The sequence below is a fragment of the uncultured Aquimarina sp. genome (assembly GCF_947495315.1).
Classification (GTDB): domain Bacteria; phylum Bacteroidota; class Bacteroidia; order Flavobacteriales; family Flavobacteriaceae; genus Aquimarina.
In genome coordinates, this window is sequence record NZ_CANLYD010000019.1 from 107,418 (window position 1) to 131,079 (window position 23,662).

The window sequence follows — 23,662 nt, forward strand, 5'->3', positions numbered from 1 at the left end:
ATTTTAAACATTTAAACTAAAATCTTTATTTATTCTGAGTATTTTTTAATTACACTTTTCCCTAACTGGTACATATGTACTTCATCTGGTCCGTCGGCTAGACGTAACATCCTTGCAGCAACAAAAAAGTGTGCCAATGGCGTATCAGGGCCTACTCCTTTTCCACCGTGTATCTGCATAGCTCTATCGATTACCTTTAATGCCATATTCGGCGCTACTATCTTTATCATTGCGATTAAATCTTTGGATGCTTTATTGCCTAATTTATCCATTCTATCAGCTGCAGAAAGTGTTAGTAATCTGGCTTGTTCGATTTCGCATTGTGATTGGGCTATCTCTTGTCGAATACTACTGTAATCTTTAAACGTTTTTCCAAAAGCAATGCGTTCTGCTGCACGTTTGGACATTAATTCTAAAGATCGTTGTGCCATTCCAATCAAACGCATACAATGATGAATACGTCCTGGTCCTAATCTACCTTGTGCAATCTCGAAACCTTTACCTTCTCCTAATATCAAATTCTCTTTTGGCACTCTTACATTGTCTAAAACAATCTCAGCATGACCTTCTGGAGAATCATAGAATCCGAATACGGATAAAGGTCTGATAATTTTTAATCCTGGTGTATCCATAGGCACCAATACCATACTTTGCTGTTGATGTCTTGAAGCGTCGGGATCTGTTTTTCCCATCACAATAGCAATCTTACAATCTGGATTCATTCCACCGGATGACCACCATTTTGTGCCATTAATTACATACTCATCACCATCCTTAACAATAGAGGTTTCAATATTAGTAGCATCAGAAGAAGCCACTTGTGGTTCTGTCATTAAAAAAGCAGAACGAATTTCTCCATTCATTAATGGGGCTAACCATTGTTTCTGATGCTCTGGAGAGCCATACTTAGCCAAAACCTCCATATTCCCAGTATCGGGAGCACTGCAATTAAATATTTCTGAAGACCATAATATGCGTCCCATAATTTCTGCTAAAGGTGCATATTCTAGATTTGTTAACCCTGGACTTAGATTTCCATAACTTTTGGGTAAAAACAAGTTCCACAATCCAGCTGCTTTTGCTTTTGCCTTTAAGTCCTCCATTCCTGGCCATGGTTTCCATCGGTTATCAGGATTGTAGAGAAAGGTATTTACCTCTTCTTCTACAGGTAGTATGTGCTCTTCAAAAAAAGCGATAAGCCTTTGTTGGAGTTCTATATTTTTTTCTGAATACTCAAAATTCATATTATAATATCTTAATGCCACTGACCTTCAACATGAATACAGTAAAAAAACTGAAGTTAAAGGCAATTATTTTTATCTAATTCTTCTTTTGCGTTAGGGATAGTAATGGAAATCCCACATCCGCCTCAGGCGGAGAGGAATTGCAATGTATAGCCCGCTCGAACGCCCAAAAACATGTATCAACCTGCAATCATATAACCTCCATCTGCATTGTACACGCTTCCGGTCATATAAGCTCCTGCTTCTGAAGCTAATAGACAAACCATGCCAGCCATTTCATCCGGCATTCCCATACGTGCTGTTGGTAGTGTCTTTTCTATTTTATTCAGTAATTTTTCGTTTTGCCAAAGTGCCGCACTAAATTTAGTTTTGATCAATCCCGGACATAATACATTGGCACGAATTCCGTATTGTCCCCATTCTTTCGCCTGGTTTTTAGTAAGCATTAATAAAGCCGCTTTGCTCGTGCTATATAATCCTAATCCTGCTCCAGGATGTAAAGCTTCTACAGAGGCAATATTAATAATACTCCCACCTCCACGTTCTTTCATAGAAGACAAGGTTAGATTAGATAACATCCAGGGTGCTTTTACATTAACGTCCATTATCTTATCAAACACTTCTTCCTCAGCATCTTCAATGGGGCCGTAAATGGGATTAATTGCTGCATTATTTACTAAAATATCAATTCCACCATAATGCTCGATTGTCTTTTTAACAAGATGTGCTCGTTGATCAGCTTTCCCTATATGACATGCAATACCAACAGCTTCTAATCCAGCTGCTTTAAACTCGGCTGCCACTTCATCTACTGCTTCTTGATTTCGGCTACTGATAACTACTTTTGCACCATGTTCTGCTAATCCTTGTGCTATGGATTTTCCGATTCCTTTACTTGAGCCCGTTATTATGGCTACTTTTCCTTCTAAATTAAATGATTGTTTTATGCTGTTCATTAGGTAGTTAATGAATTAATGTTTTAATGATAAAATGGTTTGTTTATATAAAAAGAAAATAGAGTAAAGAAAAAAGAAGTCTCTTTTCTTACGTCTATTTTCTTTTTCTTTTCTAATTAAAAACCTCTTTCTCTCCTGCAATTGTTAATGCTTCTTCATCCATCAGAATCTCTGCCAGACCACTGGTTTTAGGTAATTCATATTTAAAATAGAATTTCATTGCGTGAATCTTGCTTTCGTAAAACTCTTCAGAGTAGGTATTTTTTCCGGTTATAATAGCATTTTTAGCGTTTACCGCCATATCTAACCAGATCCAGGCCATCATTATATTACTAAAGAATTCCATAAACGGTGTTGCATCAGACAGAAAACGTTCATAATCGCCATTTTTAGCAAAACCAACCAAGAAACCTATTACCTTTTGAGTTAATAATAGTTTTTCTCCTAATGAATTAGCGTATCCTCTTAGATCATCATATTCTGATGCTTGTCGGATCGTTTGCATTATTTCGTTATTTAGTAATTCTAGCGCTTTTCCGTTTTCCATTAGGAGTTTTCTTCCTAATAAATCCTGAGATTGTATACCTGTCGTCCCTTCATAGATAGGGAAAATACGAATATCTCTATGATATTGTTGCAGTATAAAATCCGAACAGAAACCATAACCTCCCAGTACCTGCAATCCATTAGAAACTGCATGGGCACCCATATCTGATGGATAGGTTTTTACCATTGGTATGATCAGTTCCAATAACAAGCTATACTTCTCTTTTTCGGCTTCATCTTTTAATGTTTCTTTCAGATCATAATATTTTGAGGCTAATAGTACCAGACTTAAGGAGCCTTCTGCAATTACTTTCTGTAATAATAACATTCTGCGCACATCTGGATGATTAATGATCAATGTTTGTCCTTGCTCAGGATCTTTTTTACCTGTACTGGCCAGTTTTCTACCTTGCGGACGTTCCTTTGCATATTGTAATGACGCTTGATACGCAGCGGTAGCAATCGCGGCAGCACCTCGTCCCACAGCAATACGAGCACCATTCATCATTAAGAACATATATTTCAGCCCTTGATGTGCTTCTCCAACTAACCAACCTTTACAATCATCTGCATCTCCAAAACCTAAATGCGTAGTACAATATCCTCGCTGTCCCATTTTTTGAAAATCAGCAACTGTCGTTACATCATTAGCTACCAAACCACCATTTCCATCGGGACGTTTTTTAGGAACAATAAATAAAGAGATCCCTTTGGTTCCTGCCGGTGCTCCTTCGATACGAGCTAAAACCAAGTGTACAAAATTATCGGCATATTGATGATCACCACCAGAGATAAAAATTTTCTGTCCTAAAATTTTATAAGAACCATCTTCCTGAGGTGTTGCTTTGGTTACCACATCTGATAACGAACTACCGGCTTGTGGTTCCGTTAAACACATAGTTCCACCCCAATTTCCCGAGAGCATATTTGGAACATAGGTGTCGTTTAATTCTTTATTTGCAAAATGGATAATTAGTTCAGCAGCACCGAGCGTTAGTCCTACATATCCCGGCAAATGGTTATTAGCCGCATCCTGAATAAAAGCGGATGCTGTATAGATCATCATCGGCAATTGCAATCCTCCAGCCTCATAATCAAAAGTACCAGAAATGAGTCCCATCTCACCTCCTTTTTTCATCATTACCTCTACCTGTTTATGAACTACCACGCCTCCATCTTTGTGATAAGCGGGTTTTTCGTCCATTTCTTTAAAATATGGGAATAATTCTCGATCTGAGAATTCTTTCACCGAATTTAAAAATAAGTTTAGGGATTCTTTATCGTGATCTGCAAAACGATCTTGCTGTAACACCTCTTCTAATTGATGAACATCATATAAAAGGTATTTCAGCGTATCTACATCTACATATTCTTTAGCCATTGTGTGAAGTTTTAAGAAATTGATTATTGACAACACAATAAATTTCGTGAATATTTAGTAGATTCTAATTAAACTGGTTTAATAAATATGAATTTTAAGATATTCTTTGGTTTTAGATATAAAAAACATCTCAAATATAGGTTCTAAAAAAACCTTAAGTATACATAACCTCTCTCGACTCAGCTACCATTGACATGTTTTGCAATGTATTGATTTTCAATAATTTAACTTAGCTTTGGTTTTTAACTTTATTTCTTTGATTTAGCCTTTTTCATTTTCTTTGCTCGTCCAAAGAAAACGAAACAAAAGAAAAGACGCTTTTTTCAAGGTATTTTTATCTGCCTAAGCAGATAAAACCAGATTTGTTTTACTAAAACCTTTCCAAGGCTTCAAGATTTTTTAACGCAAAACAAATCTTATACTGGTGAAAAAAGGTTTACAAAGCGCTGCTTTGGAACGTCAATTTCAATGGATAAAATTTTTATTGGATGTCTCGAGGTGACAGACTAGAAACAGTAATTAAATCAATGCAGTTATTGCTTACTTAATCGCTTGCGGATTTTAGAGAGTCCTACGGGTGTTAATCCCAGATACGAAGCGATCAGGTATTGTGGAACACGCTGAAAAAGTGATGGTCGCTTTTCTAATAATTGTAAATAACGTTCTTGGTTGGATAAATTTTTCATCCGATTGATACGCTGGAAATTATTGATAAAAGCTTTTTGCATAGACAATCGTCCAAAACGCTCTAAAGCGTGCGAATGATCAAAAACTTTTAATGCGTCTGATTTAGTAATGGTATACACTACAGTATCCTCTGTAACCTCTAAGTAAGATTCTGACGGGATTTCTTCTATATAAGGATAAAGATCTGTAAAGAAAGAACCATCTGTGTAAAACTCCATAACTCTGGTAATTCCTTCTTCTATGGAATAAAAAGTAACGCATCCCTGCTTCATAAAATAAAAATCCTGAATATACTGACCAGGCTGTACCAGAAACTCCCCTTTTTTAAAGGTTTCCTTTTTATAAAACTGTAGTCCAAACTCCATATCAGAGTCACTAACCGGAGTAAAGGAGCGTATTTTTTGTTCTAAATCTTTCAAGGTGTCTGGCTGTAATGGCGAAAGAACAAAATATTTGGGTATTGGGCAAGTATGGAAAGAGTAATCACACCATTTATAAGAAAATGCTAGCGACTCGTGAAATAAAACGTAGTAAAATTCAGAATAACTAATAGATTCACTATGAAATTTTACTGTCACACTTAGCCTGTCGAAGTGCAATTTAAAACATCGCTCTATTTGTCTTCGACAGGCTCAGACTGACAATTGCAGTTCTGATTTATAAAAACAAAAAGAGGTTGTTTATGGGAAACAACCTCTTCTACTATTTATAAACTACACTAAACAATTTATTATTATTTACGGATCGCATAACTAGATGCGCCGGGAAGGTCTCTTAAGAAATCTAAAACATTCTTTAAAATAAGGTCAATAGAAGAATAAAGATGATTCATAACTGTGTGATTTAAGGTTTAACTGAAGTAAATATACGAAGTTATTAACATATAATCAACATTATCAGCAAGTTATTGTTAATAATTATATATAAAACTCATTTTAATCGATTAAAAACACAAAAAATGTTTATAAAATTGTTTATAAGTGTTATTTTCCTACAGAATTTGTTAATAACTTAGATGAAACTGTTAAAAACATCGGTCTTATCAACAAAAACCTGTGAATATTGACGGTTATCAACAACTTTGAGGGAAAAATCCCATTAATATACAGTTGTATTGTTGATAACTAACTACAACCAGCTAAGACTCTATATTTACAACAACAATAAAAAAGCAACAATTTAGTCTATGAATAGTAACATTTTACCAATCAATGACACTTACTTAGTATAATACAACATACAACCGATCTGCTAAATGGAAAGAATTCTACATCAAAAACATAATAAATATACTTTTATCTATGCGTTTTCTAGGTTATTAGAAAGAGCCTCTTATTATGGATTACGTGCAATAATGGTTCTCTATATGATCGGAGAGAGTTTACAAATGCCCAGAGATGAAGCTTTGGGTATTTATGGCATGTTTACTTTATATCTTGTTTTTTCACAAATACCAGGAGCATTAATTGGTGATCTATTGATTGGTAATAAAAAAGCAATGATCGCTGGAGGAATTATTCAAGCAGTAGGTGCATTTGTCTTTTGCATTCCTTCTTCAATTGGATTATATATTGGTCTAGGATTGGTTTTACTTGGCGGAGGACTATTTACACCTAACATAACTGCTCATTTTGGAAAAATGTACCTTGGTAAAACAAAGCTTTTAGACTCAGCATTCACAATATTTTATTTAATGGTTAATCTGGGAGCTGCCATTGGTGTCGTAATAATAGGATATATGGGTGAAACATATGGTTTTAATATTGGGTTTATAATAGCGGGTATCCTTATGTTAATTGCTATTGCTTTTCCATTGCTCTCAAAGGATTCCAATATTCTGGAATCAGAACGAGTAACTATGCCAAGTATAAATCAAAGGGTTGTCAAAATATTAGCAGCCTTTCTACTTGTTGGATTGTTTTGGACGACTTACGAAATGACAAGTATTAGAGCTTATGAAATACAATCAATCCTAGCAGATAACATAGTCCTAAAAAGTATATGGTCATCATTGAACTCTATCTTTATTATTGTGATTAGTATAATTCTAATTCTTCTTTGGACCTTTTTCTATTACAGACAATCCACTAAAGTCACTATTGGATTTATATTTGGAACTATTTCTTTTGGGCTACTCCTTTTAATTCCTGAAATACCAACAGAACAGCATCTTTTACTATATTTTATTTCCTTACTTTTTTTAGGTATTTCAGAAGTTCATATTGCTCCAATAATTCATTCTATATTAACAAGATATACAAACCCTAAATATTTAGCAATCATAATTAGTCTAGCATTTATTCCTACTAGGCTATTTTCTCTTGCTATCGGATTATTTAATGATTATTTATACAAAAATTCAATTTTTTCACTTAAGCTAGGAATGATTCTTATGATACTGATTAGTATTGGATTGGTTATATATACTATGATGAAAAAGGAAAATTGATTAAAACGAAAAAGCATAGTAGGTTTCTGTTTTGATAATTAGAATATATAAATAAAACTACAGCTAAGTGTTCTAGTAAGTTATTTTTTTTCCATTATGAATAATATTCCAATAAAATCAAGGTAAATGTGAATTTTTCCGCTGTTATAGTTAATAGTCAATCTTAGTGGGTCTTCATTGCTAGATAATTCAAAAAACTCAATTTTATTTTGATGTAAGACCCTCCAATTATAATCATATAAACCAATAAACGGTTTTGAACCCTTTTCACATTCTAGATAATTGTTTTTATCTCTATATTTTAACTCTTTTGTGTTTAGAAATTCTATTGAAGCCCCGATATAATTTTGCTTTAGTCTAATTTTAATTTCAGATGGGGATTCAGAATTAGGTCCGCACGAAATTATTTTAGCGCTGTATTGAACATCTTTAATAATCCACTTTCCAATTAATTCAGAATTAGTTATCTGAGAATGGGCAAGTCCCCAATTTAGAAATATTAAACAGCATAAAAATAATCTCATATACCTAAGACGAAGTATATTGCTATTTGTTACCTATTTAAGGTGCTTAAGAGAATCTGATTAATCTATTACAACAAGAGAGTTTAAAAAATATATGTAATTAGAACTGAATTTAATCAGAAAACATTTTCTCATGTAACAAACTCAACATTCTTGCTACATATACTAAAACAAGTAGTAATCATGATTCGTAATAATTCAGAAAAACTAAAAGCACTTTCCACAGAAGAATTAGAACAAAAAGAACGTTCATCAAAAATAGTATTGCGAATGTTCTTGGTTATATTATTATTGTTAACGGGTACACTGATCTACTTATCTAAAAATGGTGTTACTCCTATGATAGCAGTACCTATTTCTTTATTCGTGGTTTATTTATCCAGTGCAAAAGACCATAAGCTGATTAAAAAAGAAATTGCATCCAGAAAACAATAACTATGAGCCTTATTTTTGCCGATAAAACAGAAAAAATTATCACAATTATATGCATTCTATTTGCAATCATTATACTTCTTGATTTTAGTTTCCCTGGCACAGCATATGATGAAAAGGTAACTAAAGTTTCAAAAAAAAGACAAACGTACTATAATGCTGGTGGTAATTCTCATAAGTCTTATAAGTTATCTACAGAAAATAGAGAATTTGATATTTCTAAAGAATTTGCGGATAACATTAAAAAGGATGACATCGTGAAAACGAAAGTATCTTTTATTTTTACTGAAGTAAATTCTTATGAAAATCCTATTACCAAGAAGAAACAAACATATTCATTACGAATGTTTACTGGCTTGATATTGCCAATATTATTGATCATCATATTAGGCCTTGGTTACAAGTTTAAAGAAAGAATGGAATGGCCTGTTCTAATTTTAGAGATTATGATTGTTGTTGATTTTATTTATATGTGTTTTTAAAAATCACAAATACACTTTCTCTATATTTTATATCACCCACATTAAAACAATGAAGCTCACTTTAGACGAATAGATTGATGAATTTAATCACCTCTCTAAGTTTACCTTGAAGAATTACCAAAGGGATAAAAAAACAATCACATATTTCTCTTTTAAATGTACCTTTGCCGAATGTCAAGTACTCTAAAAAATCAACAGCATATATTACAAAAACTAGGAATCTCAACCTTAAATCCTATGCAGGAAGAGGCAAAATTAGCGATTTCATCAAGTGATAATGTAGTGTTGCTCTCTCCTACCGGAACAGGTAAAACTGTTGCCTTTTTACTACCCATCATTGCAGCATTAGATTCAGATTGTACAGAGATCCAGACTTTGGTGCTAGTGCCATCCAGAGAATTAGCGATACAGATAGAACAAGTAGCCAGAGATATGGGTACAGGTTATAAAGTGAATGCTGTGTATGGAGGTCGATCAGGATCACAGGATAAACTAGATCTAAGACATCGTCCTGCAATTCTTATTGGAACACCTGGTAGAGTCGCAGATCGTTTACGAAGAGACAGCTTTTCTGTAGATCATATCAACACTATCGTTCTGGACGAGTTTGACAAATCACTAGAAGTAGGTTTTGAAGCTGAAATGACAGAGATTATAGAAGCTTTACCTAATATCCAGAAAAGAGTACTAACCTCAGCAACACAAGAAGTAGCTATTCCTGAATTTGTAGGGTTACAAAACCCAGTGAAAATCGATTATCTGGATGAAGACTCTTCTCAATTACAGATCAAAACCATTATTTCTGATACCAAAGACAAGTTACCAACATTAGTAAAAGCACTAAGTCATATCGGCAATCAACCAGGAATTATCTTTTGTAATTATAAAGAATCAATCCAGCGAGTGAGTGACTTTTTAAAAGAGCATAAGATCAGTCATGGCTGTTTTTATGGTGGCATGGAGCAAAAAGACAGAGAACGAGCCTTGATCAAGTTCAGAAACGGAACCCACCAAATTATCATCGCAACGGATCTGGCAGCAAGAGGAATTGATGTTCCGGAAATCAAATATATTATTCATTATCATTTACCATTAAAAAGTCAAGAGTTCACCCATAGAAACGGAAGAACAGCAAGGATGAATGCGGATGGAACTGCTTATATTTTACAATGGAAAAACGAGGAACTTCCAGAATTTATAACAGATCCAGATGAAGAGGTACTAGAAGATGCTCCTATTCCGAAACCATCGGGTTGGAAAACTTTATTTATTTCCGGAGGAAGACGTGATAAAATTTCTAAAGGTGATATTGCCGGATTATTCTTTAAACAAGGGAAATTGGGTAAGGATGAATTGGGTATTATCGAAATCAAGCCTGATTGTGCCTTTGTAGCTGTAAAAGCCTCTAAAGCAAAGAAGGTGATTGAGCAAGTTACCAATACAAGACTAAAGAAAAAGAAAGTACGAGTTTCGATGATATAGATTAACAATTTTTACTAGTACTTTTTAAACCAAATACATCCTATTTTAAAGAAGAAAATTACGTCAGTTTGAGTGTCCGCCCAGGCGGATTGTACTTCGACAGGCTCAGCAGAACTATCGAAAACAAGTGATTTTCGTATAAAAGCCTAATTTCGATACAATTTTCTTTATTTCATTACGAAAATCACTCAATTTGACGGCTTTTTTAAATTAAACATTTAGAAAACAAAAAAGAGGAACTATTTCTAACAGTTCCTCTTTTTATATCAATATTTTTTATAAAAATTATTATTAAACGTCCACTCGGATTATTTTTGCTCCGATTGCTCTTAGACGTTCATCAATGTTTTCATATCCACGATCAATCTGTTCTATATTATGAATAGTAGACGTTCCTTTTGCACTTAATGCTGCAATCAATAACGAGATTCCAGCTCTGATATCTGGAGATACCATCGTAGTAGCTTTCAGCGTAGACTGAAAATCATGACCAATTATGGTCGCTCTATGCGGATCACACAAAATAATTTTTGCTCCCATATCAATTAACTTATCTACAAAGAACAAACGACTCTCGAACATCTTCTGATGTACCATCACTTCTCCTTTTGCTTGTGTTGCCACTACTAAGACAATACTTAACAAGTCAGGCGTAAAACCTGGCCAAGGTGCATCTGAAATTGTCATAAAGGATCCATCGATATAACTTTCGATCTGATATCCATCTTTATGTGCAGGAATATAAATATCATCACCTACACGTTCTAAAGTGATTCCTAGTTTTCTAAAAGTATTCGGTATAATTCCTAAATTCTCCCAGCTTACATTTTTGATGGTAATTTCACTTTTAGTCATAGCTGCCAATCCAATCCATGAACCAATTTCGATCATATCTGGTAACACACGGTGTTCACATCCTCCTAAAGATTCGACTCCTTCGATACTCAATAGATTAGAACCTACGCCTTCTATTTTACCACCCATCGAATTAATCATCTTACATAGCTGTTGTAAGTATGGTTCACAAGCGGCATTATAGATCGTGGTTTTTCCTTTTGCTAAAGCTGCAGCCATGACAATATTAGCAGTACCGGTAACAGAAGCTTCATCTAATAGCATATGAGTCCCTGTCAATCCTTCTGGCGCTTCTACTCCGTAAAACCGTTCTTCCTTATTGTATCTAAACTCTGCTCCCAGATTAATAAACCCTTCGAAGTGTGTATCTAATCTACGACGTCCAATTTTGTCTCCTCCAGGACGTGGAATATATCCTTTACCAAATCTTCCCAATAATGGTCCTACAATCATTATGGATCCTCGAAGTCCACTACCCTCTTGCTTAAACTGCTCACTTTCCAGATACTCTAAATTCAGCTCATCACTTTTGAAGGTATACTTGCCTTTTCCAAGTTTTTGAATTTTGACACCAAGATTTCTAAGAATCTCAATCAATTTATTAACATCTCTAATATCAGGGATATTAGAAATCGTTACTTTTTCTGGGGTTAATAATACAGCACAAAGAATCTGCAAGGCTTCATTTTTAGCTCCTTGAGGTGTAATCTCTCCTTTGAGCTGATGTCCGCCTTCTATCTGAAAAGTACTCATAAAAGTTGAATGGTTATGGGTGTTGGTATTGGTTAATAACGTTTTTTACCGCGGTTGCTTCCACCGCTTCTATAATTCTTTTTCCCTGAACTGCCGGAACGATAGCTTTTCTTTTTACCTCTCATTAAATCTGAAGGTGAACTAAGATCTTCCTCGCTATTTCTTAAATCAATTTTACCATCGCTCAACTCAAAAAGATGATTGAAAATAGCTTTATCATCCACTGTATCTTTATTCCAGTTTAGATAACATTTTTTCATATGATTCGCAATCGTATATGTCAATGCGGTTTTTAGATCTCCGTCTTCCCAACTAATAGCTACATCAATCATTCTCTTGATATTGTTACCATAGTAACGGTATTTCGGGAAATTCTGAGGATATTCTAATGGCTCTGGTCTTTCTTCCAGCTTTTCTTTCGTAAGGATAGGATATGGAGCCTCTACATCCAATTTAAAATCACTAATAATAAATAGTTGATCCCACAATTTATGCTGAAAATCCGGTACATCCCTAAGATGAGGTTGTAGGTTTCCCATAACTGCAATAATTGCTTTTGCCACTTTATTTCTTTCTTCTTTATCTTCTATTTCCACAGCTTGATCAATCATTTTCTGCAAATGACGACCATACTCTGGTATAATAAGCTTTTCGCGCTCTGTGTTATATTCTAAATTATTAATCTCCATATGATTGTTAACGTCCATAAAATGTATAGTAGTATGAGCTTTTCTAAAAAGGAATGGTAAGTTGTAAAATAGACTTTCTAAAGTGTAGACTTTTCAGTTGCTCATTAATTGGTTTGCAAAATACTAAAATAAAATCAGTATGCTTATTTAAGTGTATAAAAAATTTCAGTTATAAAGAAATAACTCCTTCTACCTTCACTGCGACTTCTTTATACTTGATAATAACGTGATCAGGATTTTTCATTCGCACATTAACAGACACACTAGTATATTTACCATTTTTAGATTGTTTGGTAGTAATTACTGCACCAAGGTTATCAAATATACCTTCTATTTGACTCACCTTATCAGAATCAGTAGGGACTATAAATTTATATAAATAAGCAGTCGGCCACAATGCTGTATCTGCTAATTGCGCTTTTAATTTTTTATAAAATTCTTCAGATTTCGAAGCATCACTCATGTATCACAAAATTTTTGACAAAGATACATCTTCTCATTCATATATCAGAATGCTTTTACTTACTGTTTGACCCTTTCAGATAATGCGTTATACTGTTCTTTTGTATCAATATCATCAGTTTTATCCTTTCCATCAATAGTGATTATATGGTCCTCATACTTTTTTATAATCTGTCTTGCTCCATAATCTTCATTAAGCGCTAACAGTTCCTTAAAATAACGCTTGGAGAATATAGCAGGAACACCAATTCTATCTTTCATTGATGTTGCTATAATTGCATCTTGGTTTTTATTAAATTTTGAAATCAAACTATGTAAATGGACTTCATCAATTAATGGTTGGTCTGCCAAAGTAATCAGTACTGCATCAAAGTTTTCTTCGTCCTTAAGAATTTGTTGCATTCCAAAACTAATAGAAGCACCCATTCCTAATTTCCAGTTTTTATTATAAAGGATTTCTACAGGAAAATGTTTAATTTCTTTTTGAATGATTTCAAAATTAGCTCCCAAAACAACAAAGGTGGTAAGCTTTTTCAGTTGCAATGACTTTTCAACCTCATATGCAATTAACGAAGTCTTTTTCCAAGGTAATAACTGTTTCGGACTTCCTAAACGACTAGAAGATCCTGCTGCCAGAATAATATGTGCAATTTTCTTAGCGATTGTTTACAATGCTATCTACCGTTTCCTTTTGGGCATTCCCATGAATTCCACCTACTTTATCTTGTAATGGAATAGGTTGCTGATCGCGAACTACTGAAAGAATTTCGGCAATGATCGAAATAGCGATTTCTTGTGGCGTTTCTGCTCCCAAATTAAGTCCTGCAGGACCATGGATACATTCCATAAACTCATCAGTCACATCCGGAGAATACTCAATAATGGCGCAAAGCAACTTTTCTCTTCTTCTGGAAGGTCCTAATAGGCCAATATAAATCGGTTGCGTATCTTTTATCGCTTGTAAATATAATAGGTCTTTGGCAAAATTATGAGTCATCAGGATAATTGCAGTTTGCTTATCTACCCTATCGATCACTAAATTTTCTGGAGATTGATTCAATACTTTACTAGCTCCTGGAAAATCAGACAACATTTTTGGACTTTTAGGAGTATTCACCACTTCTACTTCCCATCCGGTTGCATTGGCAATAGTACTTAATTGTTTAGCATCGTGTTCTGATCCAATAATAACTAATCTAAAACAAGGTTGCATATCACGATCAAAACAGTCTAAAGCAGTATCTTGTTTCAAAGCACTCACCTCAAAATTATCTGAGAATCTAAATTCGTGAGTCTCTTCAAACGAAACTGTAGATCCCATTAAACAATCACTTTCTTCATCTTTGCTATAATAAGACTTAATCTCAAAAGGTTTCCGCGAAGCTAAATATTGCTGTACTATGCTAATGGTATCACTACTTATAGAAAAAGGTTCTATCAATATATATAAGATTCCTTCGCAGCCTAAACGATATCGACCATTATAGGTCATCATCTTTGCTTTACCTGTGATAAAAACCGATTGTGATTGTCGTAATACTTCTTTTTCTACACAACCACCACTCACCGCTCCGGTCATTTGTCCATTTTCTAAAATAAGCATTCCCACTCCAGGTCGTCGGTACGACGAGCCGTCTATGTCAACTACTGTTGCAATGACGGCTCGGATTCCCTTCTGACTCGCTTTCTGATATGATGCTATTATTTCTTTAAACTCGTGTGTCATATATTATCCTAACACTGCTTTGTTTTCCATATTCTTAACAAAGGGTTGTTTTGTCAACCTCACTCCTTTTGCTGCTTTAATAGCATTAGCTACTGCAGCTCCTGCTGGCGGTAATGTAGGCTCTCCTAATCCTGTAGGAGCGATATTACTATCAATAAAATGCGTTTCTACAATAGGCGTTTCATTCATTCGTATCAAACGGTAGGTATCAAAATTGGTATCCTGAGGCTCTCCATCTTTGAACGAGAAATCTCCATACATAGCGTGACCAATTCCATCGATCACACCACCTTCTATCTGGTTTTTGGCTCCTAACGGATTTACTACGATTCCACAATCAACTACACAAGTTACCTTTTTAACCACAGGTTGATCATTCACTAACACCACATCTGCCACTTCAGCAACGTGCGTGTTATGACAATAATATGAGCTAAATCCCTGGTATACGCCTTCAGGTTTCTTACCCCATTCAGATTTTTCAATTGCTGTTTTAATTACCTTTTCTAAACGTTCTGGAGAATATTGTATTCGTTCATCTGTATTACCTTTCACATTTTGTAACAAATCCAATCGTAACTGAATATTATCTACTTCCATTAACTCCGCCAGATCATCAAAAAAGCTTTGTTCTGCAAAAGCCAGGAAATTAGTGTAAGGTGCTCTCCATGCACCAATAGTAATATTACTATCATATTTTGCTACATCTACCTGGTAATTCTCTACAGCTCCTGCCGGAAAAAAGTTTGGAATCAGTCCATACATATTAGAATTAACAGCAGCTTCTTTAAGGTGATACCCTGTTAACTTACCATCTTTAATAGCGGCACTTATTTTATATTTAATTGCAGGTCTGTAAATTCCGGCAGACATATCATCTTCTCTGGAATATATAACCTTCACCGGTTTTTTGGAAATATTAGAGATTTCTGCAGCTTCTAATGCGAAATCACCATATAGCCTTCTTCCAAAACCGCCTCCCATTCTTGTCATTTCTACCGAAACTTCTTCTGGTTTTCTTTCTAGTAGTTCAGCCACTCTTCTGGCAGTTCCTGCTGGTGTTTGTATCGGCCCCACTAATCTAACTTTCTCCTCTGTAACATGGGCAAAGAAATTCATAGGTTCCATACAGTTGTGTGGAAGAAAAGGAGATTCATATACTCTTTCTAGCACTTTATCCGCTGTTGCAAATGCCTTTTTGACATCACCATCAGCTCGCATCGTATTAAACTCTTTGCCGTTTAAAAGATCTGTTAACACCTTATCATGATCTTTAGTATTCTCTAGTTTAGAATCATTCATCCACTTCGCTTTCACAGCTTTTTTACCTTTCATAGCTGCCCAGGTATTTTCTGCTAATACTGCGATTTTATCACCAAACTTGAATACATCTATCACACCTGTAACTTCTTTGGCTTCTGTAGCATCAAAATCGTGCAACTTTTTTCCAAAAGCTGGTGGTCTAACTACAGATACATAGGCCATACCTTCTTCCTTATAATCCAAGCCAAATAAAGACTTACCTGTTATGATTTTATCAACATCTACATTATGGATATCTTTTCCAATAATATTAAAATCTTTTGGGTCTTTAAGCTTTACATTTTCTGGTATCTCCAGAGAAGCTGCTTCTTTTACTACTTCGCCGTATCCTAGCGTATCACCATTACTATTTTTGATAACTCCGTTCTCTGTACTACAGGTTGAAGGATCAACACCCCATTTTACCGCTGCAGCATTAACTAACATCTGTCTTGCTGTGGCTCCGGTTTGTCTTAATGGTTCCCAACCATGTCTTAGGGATTGGCTTCCTCCAGCCACTTGTCGGGTAAAATTTTTGGTATCTAATGCTCCTTGAGCAACATGTACATTTTTCCAGGCAACATCTAGTTCTTCTGCAATAAGCATTGGCATAGAGGTTTTTACACCTTGTCCAATTTCTGGATTGGGTGAAAAAATAGTTACCATTCCATTATCCGCAATTTTAATAAAAGCATTAAAATCGTTAAAATTCAGATCAGCAATATCTACAATATCTGTAGGAGGAGCAACTTCGGGCTTACAAGCCTGAAACAGGTTAAAACCAATCAAAATTCCTCCACCAGCTAAAGCCGATGTTCTTATAAATGACCTTCTACTTACAGAAGGAGTTGTTATGCGTTTCATTTTCGTGAGATTTAAATTGGTTAGCTTATTTTACTTGCTGCTTGTTGTACCGCCTTTTCTATTCTATTATAAGAAGCACATCTACAGATATTACCACTCATAGCATCTCTAATCTCTTCTCTACTAGGATTAGAGTTTTGTTCTAGAAAAGCTGCCGCAGTCATGATCTGACCGGCTTGGCAATATCCACATTGGGGGACATCGATCTCTTTCCAGGCTTGTTGTACAGGATGAGAAACGTCTTTGGATAGACCTTCAATTGTTTTAATTTCCGTTTCTGTAGCGACAGAAACTTTCAGCAAACAACTCCTGGTCGCAATTCCATCTGCGTGAATAGTGCAGGCACCACATTGTCCAATACCGCAACCGAATTTAGTTCCGACAAGATCAAAATGATCTCGTAACACCCATAAAAGAGGCGCGTCTTCATCCGCTTCTACAGAAAGCGATTGACCATTTACTTTTAGATTATAAACAGGCATGAGTTTTAATTTTAGGATTTGTATTTAATTAGTCTAAATAAGAGAATAATCACTATTTCGTTACTGAAGTTACTAAAAATACGGATTGACAAATTCAACTTTAACAGAGCTTTATGGTATACTTATCAAAGTATTTTCAAAATCATTTTATAATTCCGAAATTCGCCACAAAAATTATTTCTTTGGCAAATCACAAAATAGTTATCACAGGAGGTCCTTCTACAGGAAAAACATCAATCATTAAAGCACTTGAAGAAGATGGTTTCTTTTGTTTTCCTGAATTTATCCGAAGTATTACTCAAGAAGCGAAAAATAATAACGCTATACATATTGTTTCTAATCCTATAGCTTCGGTTTCTGATCCTTATGATTTCAATATACAATTAATGAATGGCAGGATTAATCAATACAAAGATCCTATTACTAACGACATGGATATTGCTTTTTACGATAGAGGAATACCAGACGTCCTAGCATACATGGATCTTTTTAAACAATCTTACGATGCTCCATTTATAAAGGCGTGCAGGGACTATGTTTATGATCAGGTTTTCCTATTACCTCCTTGGAAAGAAATTTATATATCTGATGCTGAACGCTATGAAAGTTTTGAAGAAGCACAACAAATTCATCATCATTTATTAGAAACATACACAAAATTTGGATACAATTGTATTGAAGTTCCTTTTGGAAATGTAAAAGAACGTAGTACCTTTATATTACAACACGTAAAATAAGAGTATAGTATTGATGACTACCCCAATCCAGCTATTACAGGAAAATTGGAATTATGATACTTTCAGACCGCTACAGGAAGAAATTATCAATGCTGTTATTGAAAACAATGACACCTTTACCCTACTTCCTACTGGTGGCGGGAAATCTATATGTTTTCAGATACCTGCACTACTTAAACCGGGAATCTGTATTGTAATATCACCACTGATTGCTTTGATGCAGGATCAGGTACAGCATCTGCAACAAAAAGGTATTAAAGCCATTGCATTGACCAGCGGAATCAAATACTCGGAATTAGACACTTTACTGGATAATTGCATCTATGGTAATTATAAATTCTTATACTTATCACCAGAGCGCCTTCAACAAGATCTGGTAAAAGAACGACTAAAAAGAATGACTATTAACCTTATTGCTGTAGATGAAGCGCACTGTATTTCGCAATGGGGTAATGATTTTAGACCTTCTTATAAGAAAATTAAAATTCTAAGAGAGATCAAACCGGCTGTTCCTATTATTGCTCTGACAGCTTCTGCAACTCCAGAAGTCGTAGATGATATCATCAAAGAACTGGATTTATTTCAACCAAAAATATTCAGACAATCTTTCTTTAGAAGCAATTTGGGATACATGGTCTATCACACTTTGGATAAAAATGATAAACTTATCCGAATTCTGAAGCGATACCAAGGAAGCTCAATTATTTATGTCCGTAACCGAAAATCAGCCATAGAAATCAGCGAATTTTTAAATGCTAGCGGTTATGCTGCTACATACTATCATGGTGGTGTAGACGCGAAAGAAAAAAACAAACGCTTTCAGCAATGGTTAACAGAAGAAGTTAGGGTTATGGTAGCTACTAATGCTTTTGGAATGGGTATCGACAAAGCAAACGTAAAAACTATTATCCACTATAATATTCCTGAGAGTATAGAAAGTTACTTTCAGGAAGCAGGACGAGCAGGACGTAATGGAGAAACATCTTACGCATTTCTTCTTAAAAACGAAAATGACATCCTAAGAGTACAAAATCAGTTTATCAAAGTACTTCCGGATGTAGATTTCGTAAAGTTAGTATATCGTAAACTGTCCAATTATTTCAGAATATCCTACGGAGAAGGAGAACAATCCGTACATGGTTTCAATTTTAATAGCTTTTGCAAGGCATACAATCTAAATACATTAATGACGTATAATGCCTTACAATTTTTAGATCGCTGCAGTGTTATTAACTTTACACAACGATTTACAAAAAAAAGTACCATTCACATTACATCTGCAGGAAATCATCTTCTGAAATATTTAGAGCAAAATCCACATTTAGAATTAATTACTAAAGCTATATTACGAACCTATGGTGGTGTTTTTGACGAAGAAGTAAAAGTTAACCTATCCCTTATCGCTTCTAAAGTGAATACCACGGAAGCAAATGTTATCGAGGTTTTAAAAAAATTACAAGATGCAGAATTACTTGAATTTCATCATAAGTTGACCGATGCCGATATTGTTTTTTTAGTACCTAGAGAAGATGATCACACTATTAACAGAGTAAAACCTTATATTAAAGAACTACGAAGTTCCAAAACAAATAAAGTAAAAACCATGATTGGTTTTGTACAAAACGAATCAATATGCAGAAGTAGGCAGCTACTTGCTTATTTTGGAGAAAAAGATTCAAAAGACTGTGGGATATGTAGTGTATGCCGTTCTAATAAAAAAACTACTACTACAGATCCTAAAGAGATTAGAAATAATATCATAAATCTTTTACAAGAAAAGCAATTATCCTCCAGAGACATTTTAACTCAATTAAGATGCCCCGAAGAAACTGCTCTGGAAGTATTAAGAGAGTTAAATGAGCACAACATCATAAAAATTGATCCATACAACAACTATCAACTAGTATAACATATAATGAGAGACTTACGAATCCTATTTATGGGCACTCCGGATTTTGCCGTAGAAACCCTAAAAACAATTATAGAAAACAATTATAACGTAGTAGGTGTTATTACTGCTCCGGATAGACCAGCAGGAAGAGGTAGAAAGTTGAGAGCATCCGCGGTTAAAGAATATGCAGTATCCAAAAACCTACCTATACTGCAGCCTACAAACTTAAAGGATGAAGCTTTCATTGAAGAACTAAAAGAATTACAAGCTAATCTCAATATAGTTGTTGCCTTCAGAATGTTACCCAAAGTAGTTTGGGATATGCCTGAATATGGAACCTTTAACTTACACGCATCATTACTTCCGGATTACAGAGGTGCTGCACCAATTAACTGGGCTATTATTAATGGAGAACAAAAAACAGGTATCACTACGTTCTTTATTGATGAAAAAATTGACACAGGTCATATTATTCTCCAAAAGGAAATTGAAATACAAGATAACGACACGGCGGGTATTCTTCATGATAAATTAATGATCGAAGGAGCTTTATTGGTTATTGAAACCATTAAAGCAATAGAAAATGAAACGGTAACCACTAAAGAGCAACCTAAAGAAGGGAAACTAAAAACCGCCTATAAACTGAATCGTGATAACACCAAAATCAACTGGAATGATGATATACATTCTATTTATAACCTTATAAGAGGTTTAAGCCCGTATCCAGCTTCCTGGTGTTCTCTATATAATAAAGGAGAAGAGGTTTCTGTAAAAGTATATAATGCTGAAATGGAGAATCAGGATCATAACTTTGATATTGGAAAGGTTATAGTAGAAGATTCTACAATCAAGGTAGCTGTCAAAAATGGATATGTTATTCTCAATAAAATCCAACTTCCGGGGAAAAAAGCCATGGATGCCAAAGCACTACTTAATGGATATACCTTTTATAAAGACGCAAAAATGGGCTGAGCCCTTGCTATCAGTAGAGTAAGAAAATTCGTAGAAATCGTACTTGTTTATTAACAATCGCCTTGAGTTATCAACAAAACCCCGTATTTACTGGGCTAATCCTTGCATGAATCATAAATCCGTATAAATTTGTAGAGCGTTTAACAAAAATTTGGTTTAACCAACAATTAATTTAAAAACAGAATTATGAACAAAACAGAATTAATCGATGCAATGGCAGCTGACGCTGGAATTACAAAAGCAGCAGCAAAGAAAGCTTTAGAATCTTTCTTAGGAAATGTTGAAGGTTCTCTTAAAAAAGGTGACCGTGTTTCTTTAGTAGGATTTGGTTCTTGGTCAGTTTCTAAAAGAGCTGCAAGAGAAGGTAGAAACCCTCAAACAGGTAAAACTATCAAGATCGCTGCTAAAAACGTTGTAAAGTTCAAAGCTGGTGCGGATTTATCTAGTTCAGTTAACTAATGTAATTAGTTTTTGATATTATAGAAAGCTCTCTTTTTAGGGAGCTTTTTTTATGGATTCCCCGTAAAAATCAGGCAACCGCTTTGATTATTAGAAATAATTATTTAGTTTTAGTATAAACTACACCATCCATGATATCACTTCAACCTGGAAAAGGACATCTTCTAATTGCAGAGCCATCTATTATAGGTGATGTTTCCTTTAACCGTTCGGTTGTTCTTCTTGCGGATCATAGTGATCAAGGATCTATCGGTTTTATTATGAACAAACCACTAGATTATGTGTTATCAGATTTGGTTCCAGAAGTAGAAGCTGAATTTAAAATCTACAATGGTGGACCTGTAGAACAAGATAACTTATATTTTATTCATAAAATTCCTGATTTAATACCAAATAGTGTAGAAATCTCTTCTGGAATTTATTGGGGTGGAGATTTTTCTGTTGTATCAGAATTAATTGCCCAAAACAAAATTACTCCAAATGAAATTCGGTTTTTTCTAGGGTATTCTGGATGGGACGCAGAACAATTACTCCAAGAGTTAGAGGCTAATTCATGGGTGATCGTAAAAAACACCTACGAAAAAAACATTATTGGCAAGTCCTATAATACATTTTGGAAAGAAAAAATGATAGAATTAGGCGGAGACTACCTATTATGGTCCAATGCTCCAGAAGATCCTAGTTATAACTAATCTCCTATTCGAATCCTTGCATTCAATATTCCTAACAATCTTCGCGTCACCTCAGATTCGTATTCTTTTTTCCTAAATTTAGTAATAGGTTGTATTCCGGTTATTACATTCGTTATGAATAATTCATCTGCTTTCTGCAGCTCGAATGGTGAAATAGAAGCTTCTTCTATTTCATATTCAGGTAATTTCTCAAGAATTCTCAATAATTGAGTCCTTAAAACTCCTTTTAAACAACCATCAGACACAGGCGGTGTCTTTATTTTGTTTCCTTTAATCAAAAATAAATTACCATTCAATGCTTCGATTACCATTTTATTAGCATTCAGTAACAAACAGTTTTCAAATCCATTTTCTTTTGCAAAAATTCCTCCTAATATATTCACTAACTTATTGTTAGACTTCAATGTAGAAAGAAGATCCGTAGCTACATAATGATCCTTAAATAAAGTTACTTCATATAAATCATTAGAAAGCGTGTAAAACTTAGTAGTTAATGGCTTTACTGAAATACTATAATCAATACTATTAACAGTCGGAGTATACAAACCGCCTTCTTTACGGTTTACCATAATTTTAACCCTAACAGAAGAATTTGTCAAGCCATTTTTCTCAATAAGTTCTAGAATTTCTTGTTGCAAAAACTCTGGTGTAAAATTCATAGGAATTTCCATCCTTAAAATTCTCATAGAAGCCATTAATCTAAAATAATGATCTTCCCAAAAAAGAATAGTTCCAGAATTTACTCGTATCGTTTCAAATAATGCATCTCCGTATGCATATCCTCTATTAGTAATTGATAATGTAGCTTCATTATCAGTTAATAAATTTCCGTTAATATTAATCATAAAAAAGCCCCTTATTACCAATTGTCATTGGGCGGGGCAAATATACATTATAAAAATAAAGGAATCATGTAGATCCTAAAACATGTTTTAAATTGCTTATCATATTATCCCATAGCATTTTACCTTCTTCAATTTCATCGTCGTCAGAGAAATCTGTAACCATTAGAGAAACATCTTTGGTAATCTCATCAACCTGTATACGCAATTCAAAAAAATAGTCATTACCATCTTCATCATCAGCCATCCATCTGAACTTAATTCTTTCTCCACTTTTTTTACTTAGAAGTTTTGCTTCCTCTTCACTATCATCCCAAATGAATGTAAACATTTCTCCTCGCGAATTTACATTATCAGAAAACCACTCAGAAAGCCCTGAAGGTGTTGAAATATACTGATATAGTAGCTGTGGAGAGGATTGTATTACAAATTCAAGTTCGTATTTTATTTTTTCAGACATATTGCAAATTGTTAGTAAGCCAATATATAGATTAATTATTGACTTTAAAAGTATTTGAAAAGAGTATTTGAAAAAAATTAATTCCACTTTATTGTTTGCTACAATACTTTTTGTTTTTATATTTGCACCCGAATTAAAATGATGTAGCATCTATTTGGCGAGGTAGCTCAGCTGGTTAGAGCGTTGGATTCATAACCCAGAGGTCGGGGGATCGTGCCCCCCTCTCGCTACACTAATTCGTTAAAGCCCTTATTTTAAGGGCTTTTTTAGTTTTTATGAAGGAATTTGTAGTT

At 34.5% G+C, this 23,662-nt stretch carries 23 protein-coding genes and 1 tRNA gene; 10 read left to right on the forward strand and 14 right to left on the reverse strand.

The annotated features are described in order from the left end of the window. Positions 1 to 29: 29 nt before the first annotated feature. The 4 genes from Q0910_RS25050 to Q0910_RS25065 all read right to left on the reverse strand — a co-directional run bounded on the left by Q0910_RS25050 (position 30) and on the right by Q0910_RS25065 (position 5,392). Complete coding sequence (locus Q0910_RS25050) at positions 30 to 1,244, reverse strand: acyl-CoA dehydrogenase family protein (RefSeq protein ID WP_299222784.1); 1,215 nt, start codon at positions 1,242 to 1,244, stop codon at positions 30 to 32. 179 nt (positions 1,245 to 1,423) lie between these two features. Next, complete coding sequence (locus Q0910_RS25055; protein WP_299222786.1) at positions 1,424 to 2,200, reverse strand: glucose 1-dehydrogenase; 777 nt, start codon at positions 2,198 to 2,200, stop codon at positions 1,424 to 1,426. Between the two features lie 112 nt (positions 2,201 to 2,312). Further along, a complete protein-coding gene (locus Q0910_RS25060; protein ID WP_299222789.1) occupies positions 2,313 to 4,127 on the reverse strand; it encodes an acyl-CoA dehydrogenase in 1,815 nt (604 codons plus the stop codon). Between the two features lie 533 nt (positions 4,128 to 4,660). Continuing rightward, the gene (locus tag Q0910_RS25065) at positions 4,661 to 5,392 is read right to left on the reverse strand and encodes a Crp/Fnr family transcriptional regulator (RefSeq protein ID WP_299222792.1); all 732 of its coding nucleotides are present in this window, start codon (positions 5,390 to 5,392) and stop codon (positions 4,661 to 4,663) included. Positions 5,393 to 6,069: 677 nt separating this feature from the next. Here Q0910_RS25065 and Q0910_RS25070 point away from each other — a divergent pair. After that, positions 6,070 to 7,263, forward strand: coding sequence for an MFS transporter (locus Q0910_RS25070; RefSeq protein WP_299222795.1), 1,194 nt, complete (start codon positions 6,070 to 6,072; stop codon positions 7,261 to 7,263). An 80-nt stretch (positions 7,264 to 7,343) separates the two neighbouring features. Here Q0910_RS25070 and Q0910_RS25075 read toward each other — a convergent pair whose 3' ends face one another. Further along, positions 7,344 to 7,787: a hypothetical protein gene (locus Q0910_RS25075; protein WP_299222797.1), complete on the reverse strand. Its 444-nt coding sequence runs from the start codon at positions 7,785 to 7,787 to the stop codon at positions 7,344 to 7,346. Positions 7,788 to 7,970: 183 nt separating this feature from the next. On the opposite strand from Q0910_RS25075, the gene Q0910_RS25080 reads away from it, so the two are divergent. The 3 genes from Q0910_RS25080 (at position 7,971) to Q0910_RS25090 (ending at position 10,183) form a co-directional block, all read left to right on the forward strand. Further along, positions 7,971 to 8,222 carry a hypothetical protein gene (locus Q0910_RS25080; RefSeq protein ID WP_299222799.1) on the forward strand — a complete coding sequence of 84 codons (252 nt, stop codon included), beginning with the start codon at positions 7,971 to 7,973 and terminating at the stop codon, positions 8,220 to 8,222. Positions 8,223 to 8,224: 2 nt separating this feature from the next. Next, the gene (locus Q0910_RS25085; RefSeq protein ID WP_299222801.1) at positions 8,225 to 8,701 is read left to right on the forward strand and encodes a hypothetical protein; all 477 of its coding nucleotides are present in this window, start codon (positions 8,225 to 8,227) and stop codon (positions 8,699 to 8,701) included. A 171-nt stretch (positions 8,702 to 8,872) separates the two neighbouring features. Then, the gene (locus Q0910_RS25090) at positions 8,873 to 10,183 is read left to right on the forward strand and encodes a DEAD/DEAH box helicase (RefSeq protein WP_299222803.1); all 1,311 of its coding nucleotides are present in this window, start codon (positions 8,873 to 8,875) and stop codon (positions 10,181 to 10,183) included. A 291-nt stretch (positions 10,184 to 10,474) separates the two neighbouring features. Here the strand turns inward: Q0910_RS25090 and murA are convergent, their stop codons facing one another. The 7 genes from murA to Q0910_RS25125 form a co-directional block, all read right to left on the reverse strand. Continuing rightward, the gene (murA, locus tag Q0910_RS25095) at positions 10,475 to 11,791 is read right to left on the reverse strand and encodes a UDP-N-acetylglucosamine 1-carboxyvinyltransferase (protein ID WP_299222805.1); all 1,317 of its coding nucleotides are present in this window, start codon (positions 11,789 to 11,791) and stop codon (positions 10,475 to 10,477) included. 32 nt (positions 11,792 to 11,823) lie between these two features. Then, positions 11,824 to 12,480, reverse strand: a complete 657-nt coding sequence (locus Q0910_RS25100) for a DUF4290 domain-containing protein (RefSeq protein ID WP_299222832.1) — start codon at positions 12,478 to 12,480, stop codon at positions 11,824 to 11,826. Positions 12,481 to 12,649: 169 nt separating this feature from the next. Next, positions 12,650 to 12,943 carry a DUF493 family protein gene (locus Q0910_RS25105; protein WP_299222807.1) on the reverse strand — a complete coding sequence of 98 codons (294 nt, stop codon included), beginning with the start codon at positions 12,941 to 12,943 and terminating at the stop codon, positions 12,650 to 12,652. Positions 12,944 to 13,002: 59 nt separating this feature from the next. Further along, entirely contained in the window at positions 13,003 to 13,605 is a 603-nt protein-coding gene (locus Q0910_RS25110; RefSeq protein ID WP_366142703.1) for a nucleotidyltransferase family protein, read from the reverse strand. Then, positions 13,598 to 14,668 (reverse strand): XdhC/CoxI family protein, encoded by a 1,071-nt coding sequence (locus Q0910_RS25115; protein ID WP_299222809.1) that lies wholly within the window; start codon positions 14,666 to 14,668, stop codon positions 13,598 to 13,600. Before Q0910_RS25115 ends, Q0910_RS25110 begins: the two co-directional genes overlap by 8 nt. 3 nt (positions 14,669 to 14,671) lie before the next feature. Beyond that, a complete protein-coding gene (locus tag Q0910_RS25120) occupies positions 14,672 to 16,834 on the reverse strand; it encodes a molybdopterin cofactor-binding domain-containing protein (protein ID WP_299222811.1) in 2,163 nt (720 codons plus the stop codon). Between the two features lie 20 nt (positions 16,835 to 16,854). Further along, on the reverse strand, positions 16,855 to 17,316 hold the full coding sequence (locus Q0910_RS25125) for a (2Fe-2S)-binding protein (protein ID WP_299222813.1): 462 nt from the start codon (positions 17,314 to 17,316) through the stop codon (positions 16,855 to 16,857). Between the two features lie 182 nt (positions 17,317 to 17,498). Here Q0910_RS25125 and Q0910_RS25130 point away from each other — a divergent pair, with 182 nt between their 5' ends. The 5 genes from Q0910_RS25130 to Q0910_RS25150 all read left to right on the forward strand — a co-directional run bounded on the left by Q0910_RS25130 (position 17,499) and on the right by Q0910_RS25150 (position 22,067). Next, a complete protein-coding gene (locus Q0910_RS25130; RefSeq protein WP_299222815.1) occupies positions 17,499 to 18,053 on the forward strand; it encodes an ATP-binding protein in 555 nt (184 codons plus the stop codon). Positions 18,054 to 18,066: 13 nt separating this feature from the next. Further along, positions 18,067 to 19,962, forward strand: coding sequence for an ATP-dependent DNA helicase RecQ (locus tag Q0910_RS25135; RefSeq protein WP_299222817.1), 1,896 nt, complete (start codon positions 18,067 to 18,069; stop codon positions 19,960 to 19,962). 6 nt (positions 19,963 to 19,968) lie between these two features. Then, on the forward strand, positions 19,969 to 20,916 hold the full coding sequence (gene fmt, locus Q0910_RS25140) for a methionyl-tRNA formyltransferase (protein ID WP_299222819.1): 948 nt from the start codon (positions 19,969 to 19,971) through the stop codon (positions 20,914 to 20,916). A gap of 186 nt (positions 20,917 to 21,102) precedes the next feature. Then, a complete protein-coding gene (locus Q0910_RS25145; protein ID WP_027391128.1) occupies positions 21,103 to 21,375 on the forward strand; it encodes an HU family DNA-binding protein in 273 nt (90 codons plus the stop codon). A 131-nt stretch (positions 21,376 to 21,506) separates the two neighbouring features. Then, a complete protein-coding gene (locus Q0910_RS25150; RefSeq protein WP_118455222.1) occupies positions 21,507 to 22,067 on the forward strand; it encodes a YqgE/AlgH family protein in 561 nt (186 codons plus the stop codon). Here Q0910_RS25150 and Q0910_RS25155 read toward each other — a convergent pair. Continuing rightward, on the reverse strand, positions 22,064 to 22,912 hold the full coding sequence (locus tag Q0910_RS25155; protein WP_299222821.1) for an aminotransferase class IV: 849 nt from the start codon (positions 22,910 to 22,912) through the stop codon (positions 22,064 to 22,066). The two genes, Q0910_RS25150 and Q0910_RS25155, sit on opposite strands and share 4 nt — an antisense overlap. Positions 22,913 to 22,976: 64 nt before the next feature. Then, a complete protein-coding gene (locus Q0910_RS25160; protein WP_299222823.1) occupies positions 22,977 to 23,369 on the reverse strand; it encodes an START-like domain-containing protein in 393 nt (130 codons plus the stop codon). 156 nt (positions 23,370 to 23,525) lie between these two features. On the opposite strand from Q0910_RS25160, the gene Q0910_RS25165 reads away from it, so the two are divergent. Beyond that, positions 23,526 to 23,599, forward strand: a tRNA-Met gene (locus tag Q0910_RS25165). Positions 23,600 to 23,662 lie beyond the last annotated feature (63 nt).

What these genes read in the sequence shown, in the direction of transcription:
- fmt (WP_299222819.1), top strand. Translation starts at nt 19,969, where the DNA reads ATGAGAGACTTACGAATCCTATTTATGGGCACTCCGGATTTTGCCGTA.
- Q0910_RS25115 (WP_299222809.1), bottom strand. Translation starts at nt 14,668, where the DNA reads ATGACACACGAGTTTAAAGAAATAATAGCATCATATCAGAAAGCGAGT.
- Q0910_RS25150 (WP_118455222.1), top strand. Translation starts at nt 21,507, where the DNA reads ATGATATCACTTCAACCTGGAAAAGGACATCTTCTAATTGCAGAGCCA.
- Q0910_RS25075 (WP_299222797.1), bottom strand. Translation starts at nt 7,787, where the DNA reads ATGAGATTATTTTTATGCTGTTTAATATTTCTAAATTGGGGACTTGCC.
- Q0910_RS25070 (WP_299222795.1), top strand. Translation starts at nt 6,070, where the DNA reads ATGGAAAGAATTCTACATCAAAAACATAATAAATATACTTTTATCTAT.
- Q0910_RS25060 (WP_299222789.1), bottom strand. Translation starts at nt 4,127, where the DNA reads ATGGCTAAAGAATATGTAGATGTAGATACGCTGAAATACCTTTTATAT.
- Q0910_RS25090 (WP_299222803.1), top strand. Translation starts at nt 8,873, where the DNA reads ATGTCAAGTACTCTAAAAAATCAACAGCATATATTACAAAAACTAGGA.
- Q0910_RS25135 (WP_299222817.1), top strand. Translation starts at nt 18,067, where the DNA reads ATGACTACCCCAATCCAGCTATTACAGGAAAATTGGAATTATGATACT.
- Q0910_RS25085 (WP_299222801.1), top strand. Translation starts at nt 8,225, where the DNA reads ATGAGCCTTATTTTTGCCGATAAAACAGAAAAAATTATCACAATTATA.
- Q0910_RS25055 (WP_299222786.1), bottom strand. Translation starts at nt 2,200, where the DNA reads ATGAACAGCATAAAACAATCATTTAATTTAGAAGGAAAAGTAGCCATA.
- Q0910_RS25120 (WP_299222811.1), bottom strand. Translation starts at nt 16,834, where the DNA reads ATGAAACGCATAACAACTCCTTCTGTAAGTAGAAGGTCATTTATAAGA.
- murA (WP_299222805.1), bottom strand. Translation starts at nt 11,791, where the DNA reads ATGAGTACTTTTCAGATAGAAGGCGGACATCAGCTCAAAGGAGAGATT.
- Q0910_RS25125 (WP_299222813.1), bottom strand. Translation starts at nt 17,316, where the DNA reads ATGCCTGTTTATAATCTAAAAGTAAATGGTCAATCGCTTTCTGTAGAA.
- Q0910_RS25100 (WP_299222832.1), bottom strand. Translation starts at nt 12,480, where the DNA reads ATGGAGATTAATAATTTAGAATATAACACAGAGCGCGAAAAGCTTATT.
- Q0910_RS25105 (WP_299222807.1), bottom strand. Translation starts at nt 12,943, where the DNA reads ATGAGTGATGCTTCGAAATCTGAAGAATTTTATAAAAAATTAAAAGCG.
- Q0910_RS25145 (WP_027391128.1), top strand. Translation starts at nt 21,103, where the DNA reads ATGAACAAAACAGAATTAATCGATGCAATGGCAGCTGACGCTGGAATT.
- Q0910_RS25155 (WP_299222821.1), bottom strand. Translation starts at nt 22,912, where the DNA reads ATGATTAATATTAACGGAAATTTATTAACTGATAATGAAGCTACATTA.
- Q0910_RS25050 (WP_299222784.1), bottom strand. Translation starts at nt 1,244, where the DNA reads ATGAATTTTGAGTATTCAGAAAAAAATATAGAACTCCAACAAAGGCTT.
- Q0910_RS25160 (WP_299222823.1), bottom strand. Translation starts at nt 23,369, where the DNA reads ATGTCTGAAAAAATAAAATACGAACTTGAATTTGTAATACAATCCTCT.
- Q0910_RS25080 (WP_299222799.1), top strand. Translation starts at nt 7,971, where the DNA reads ATGATTCGTAATAATTCAGAAAAACTAAAAGCACTTTCCACAGAAGAA.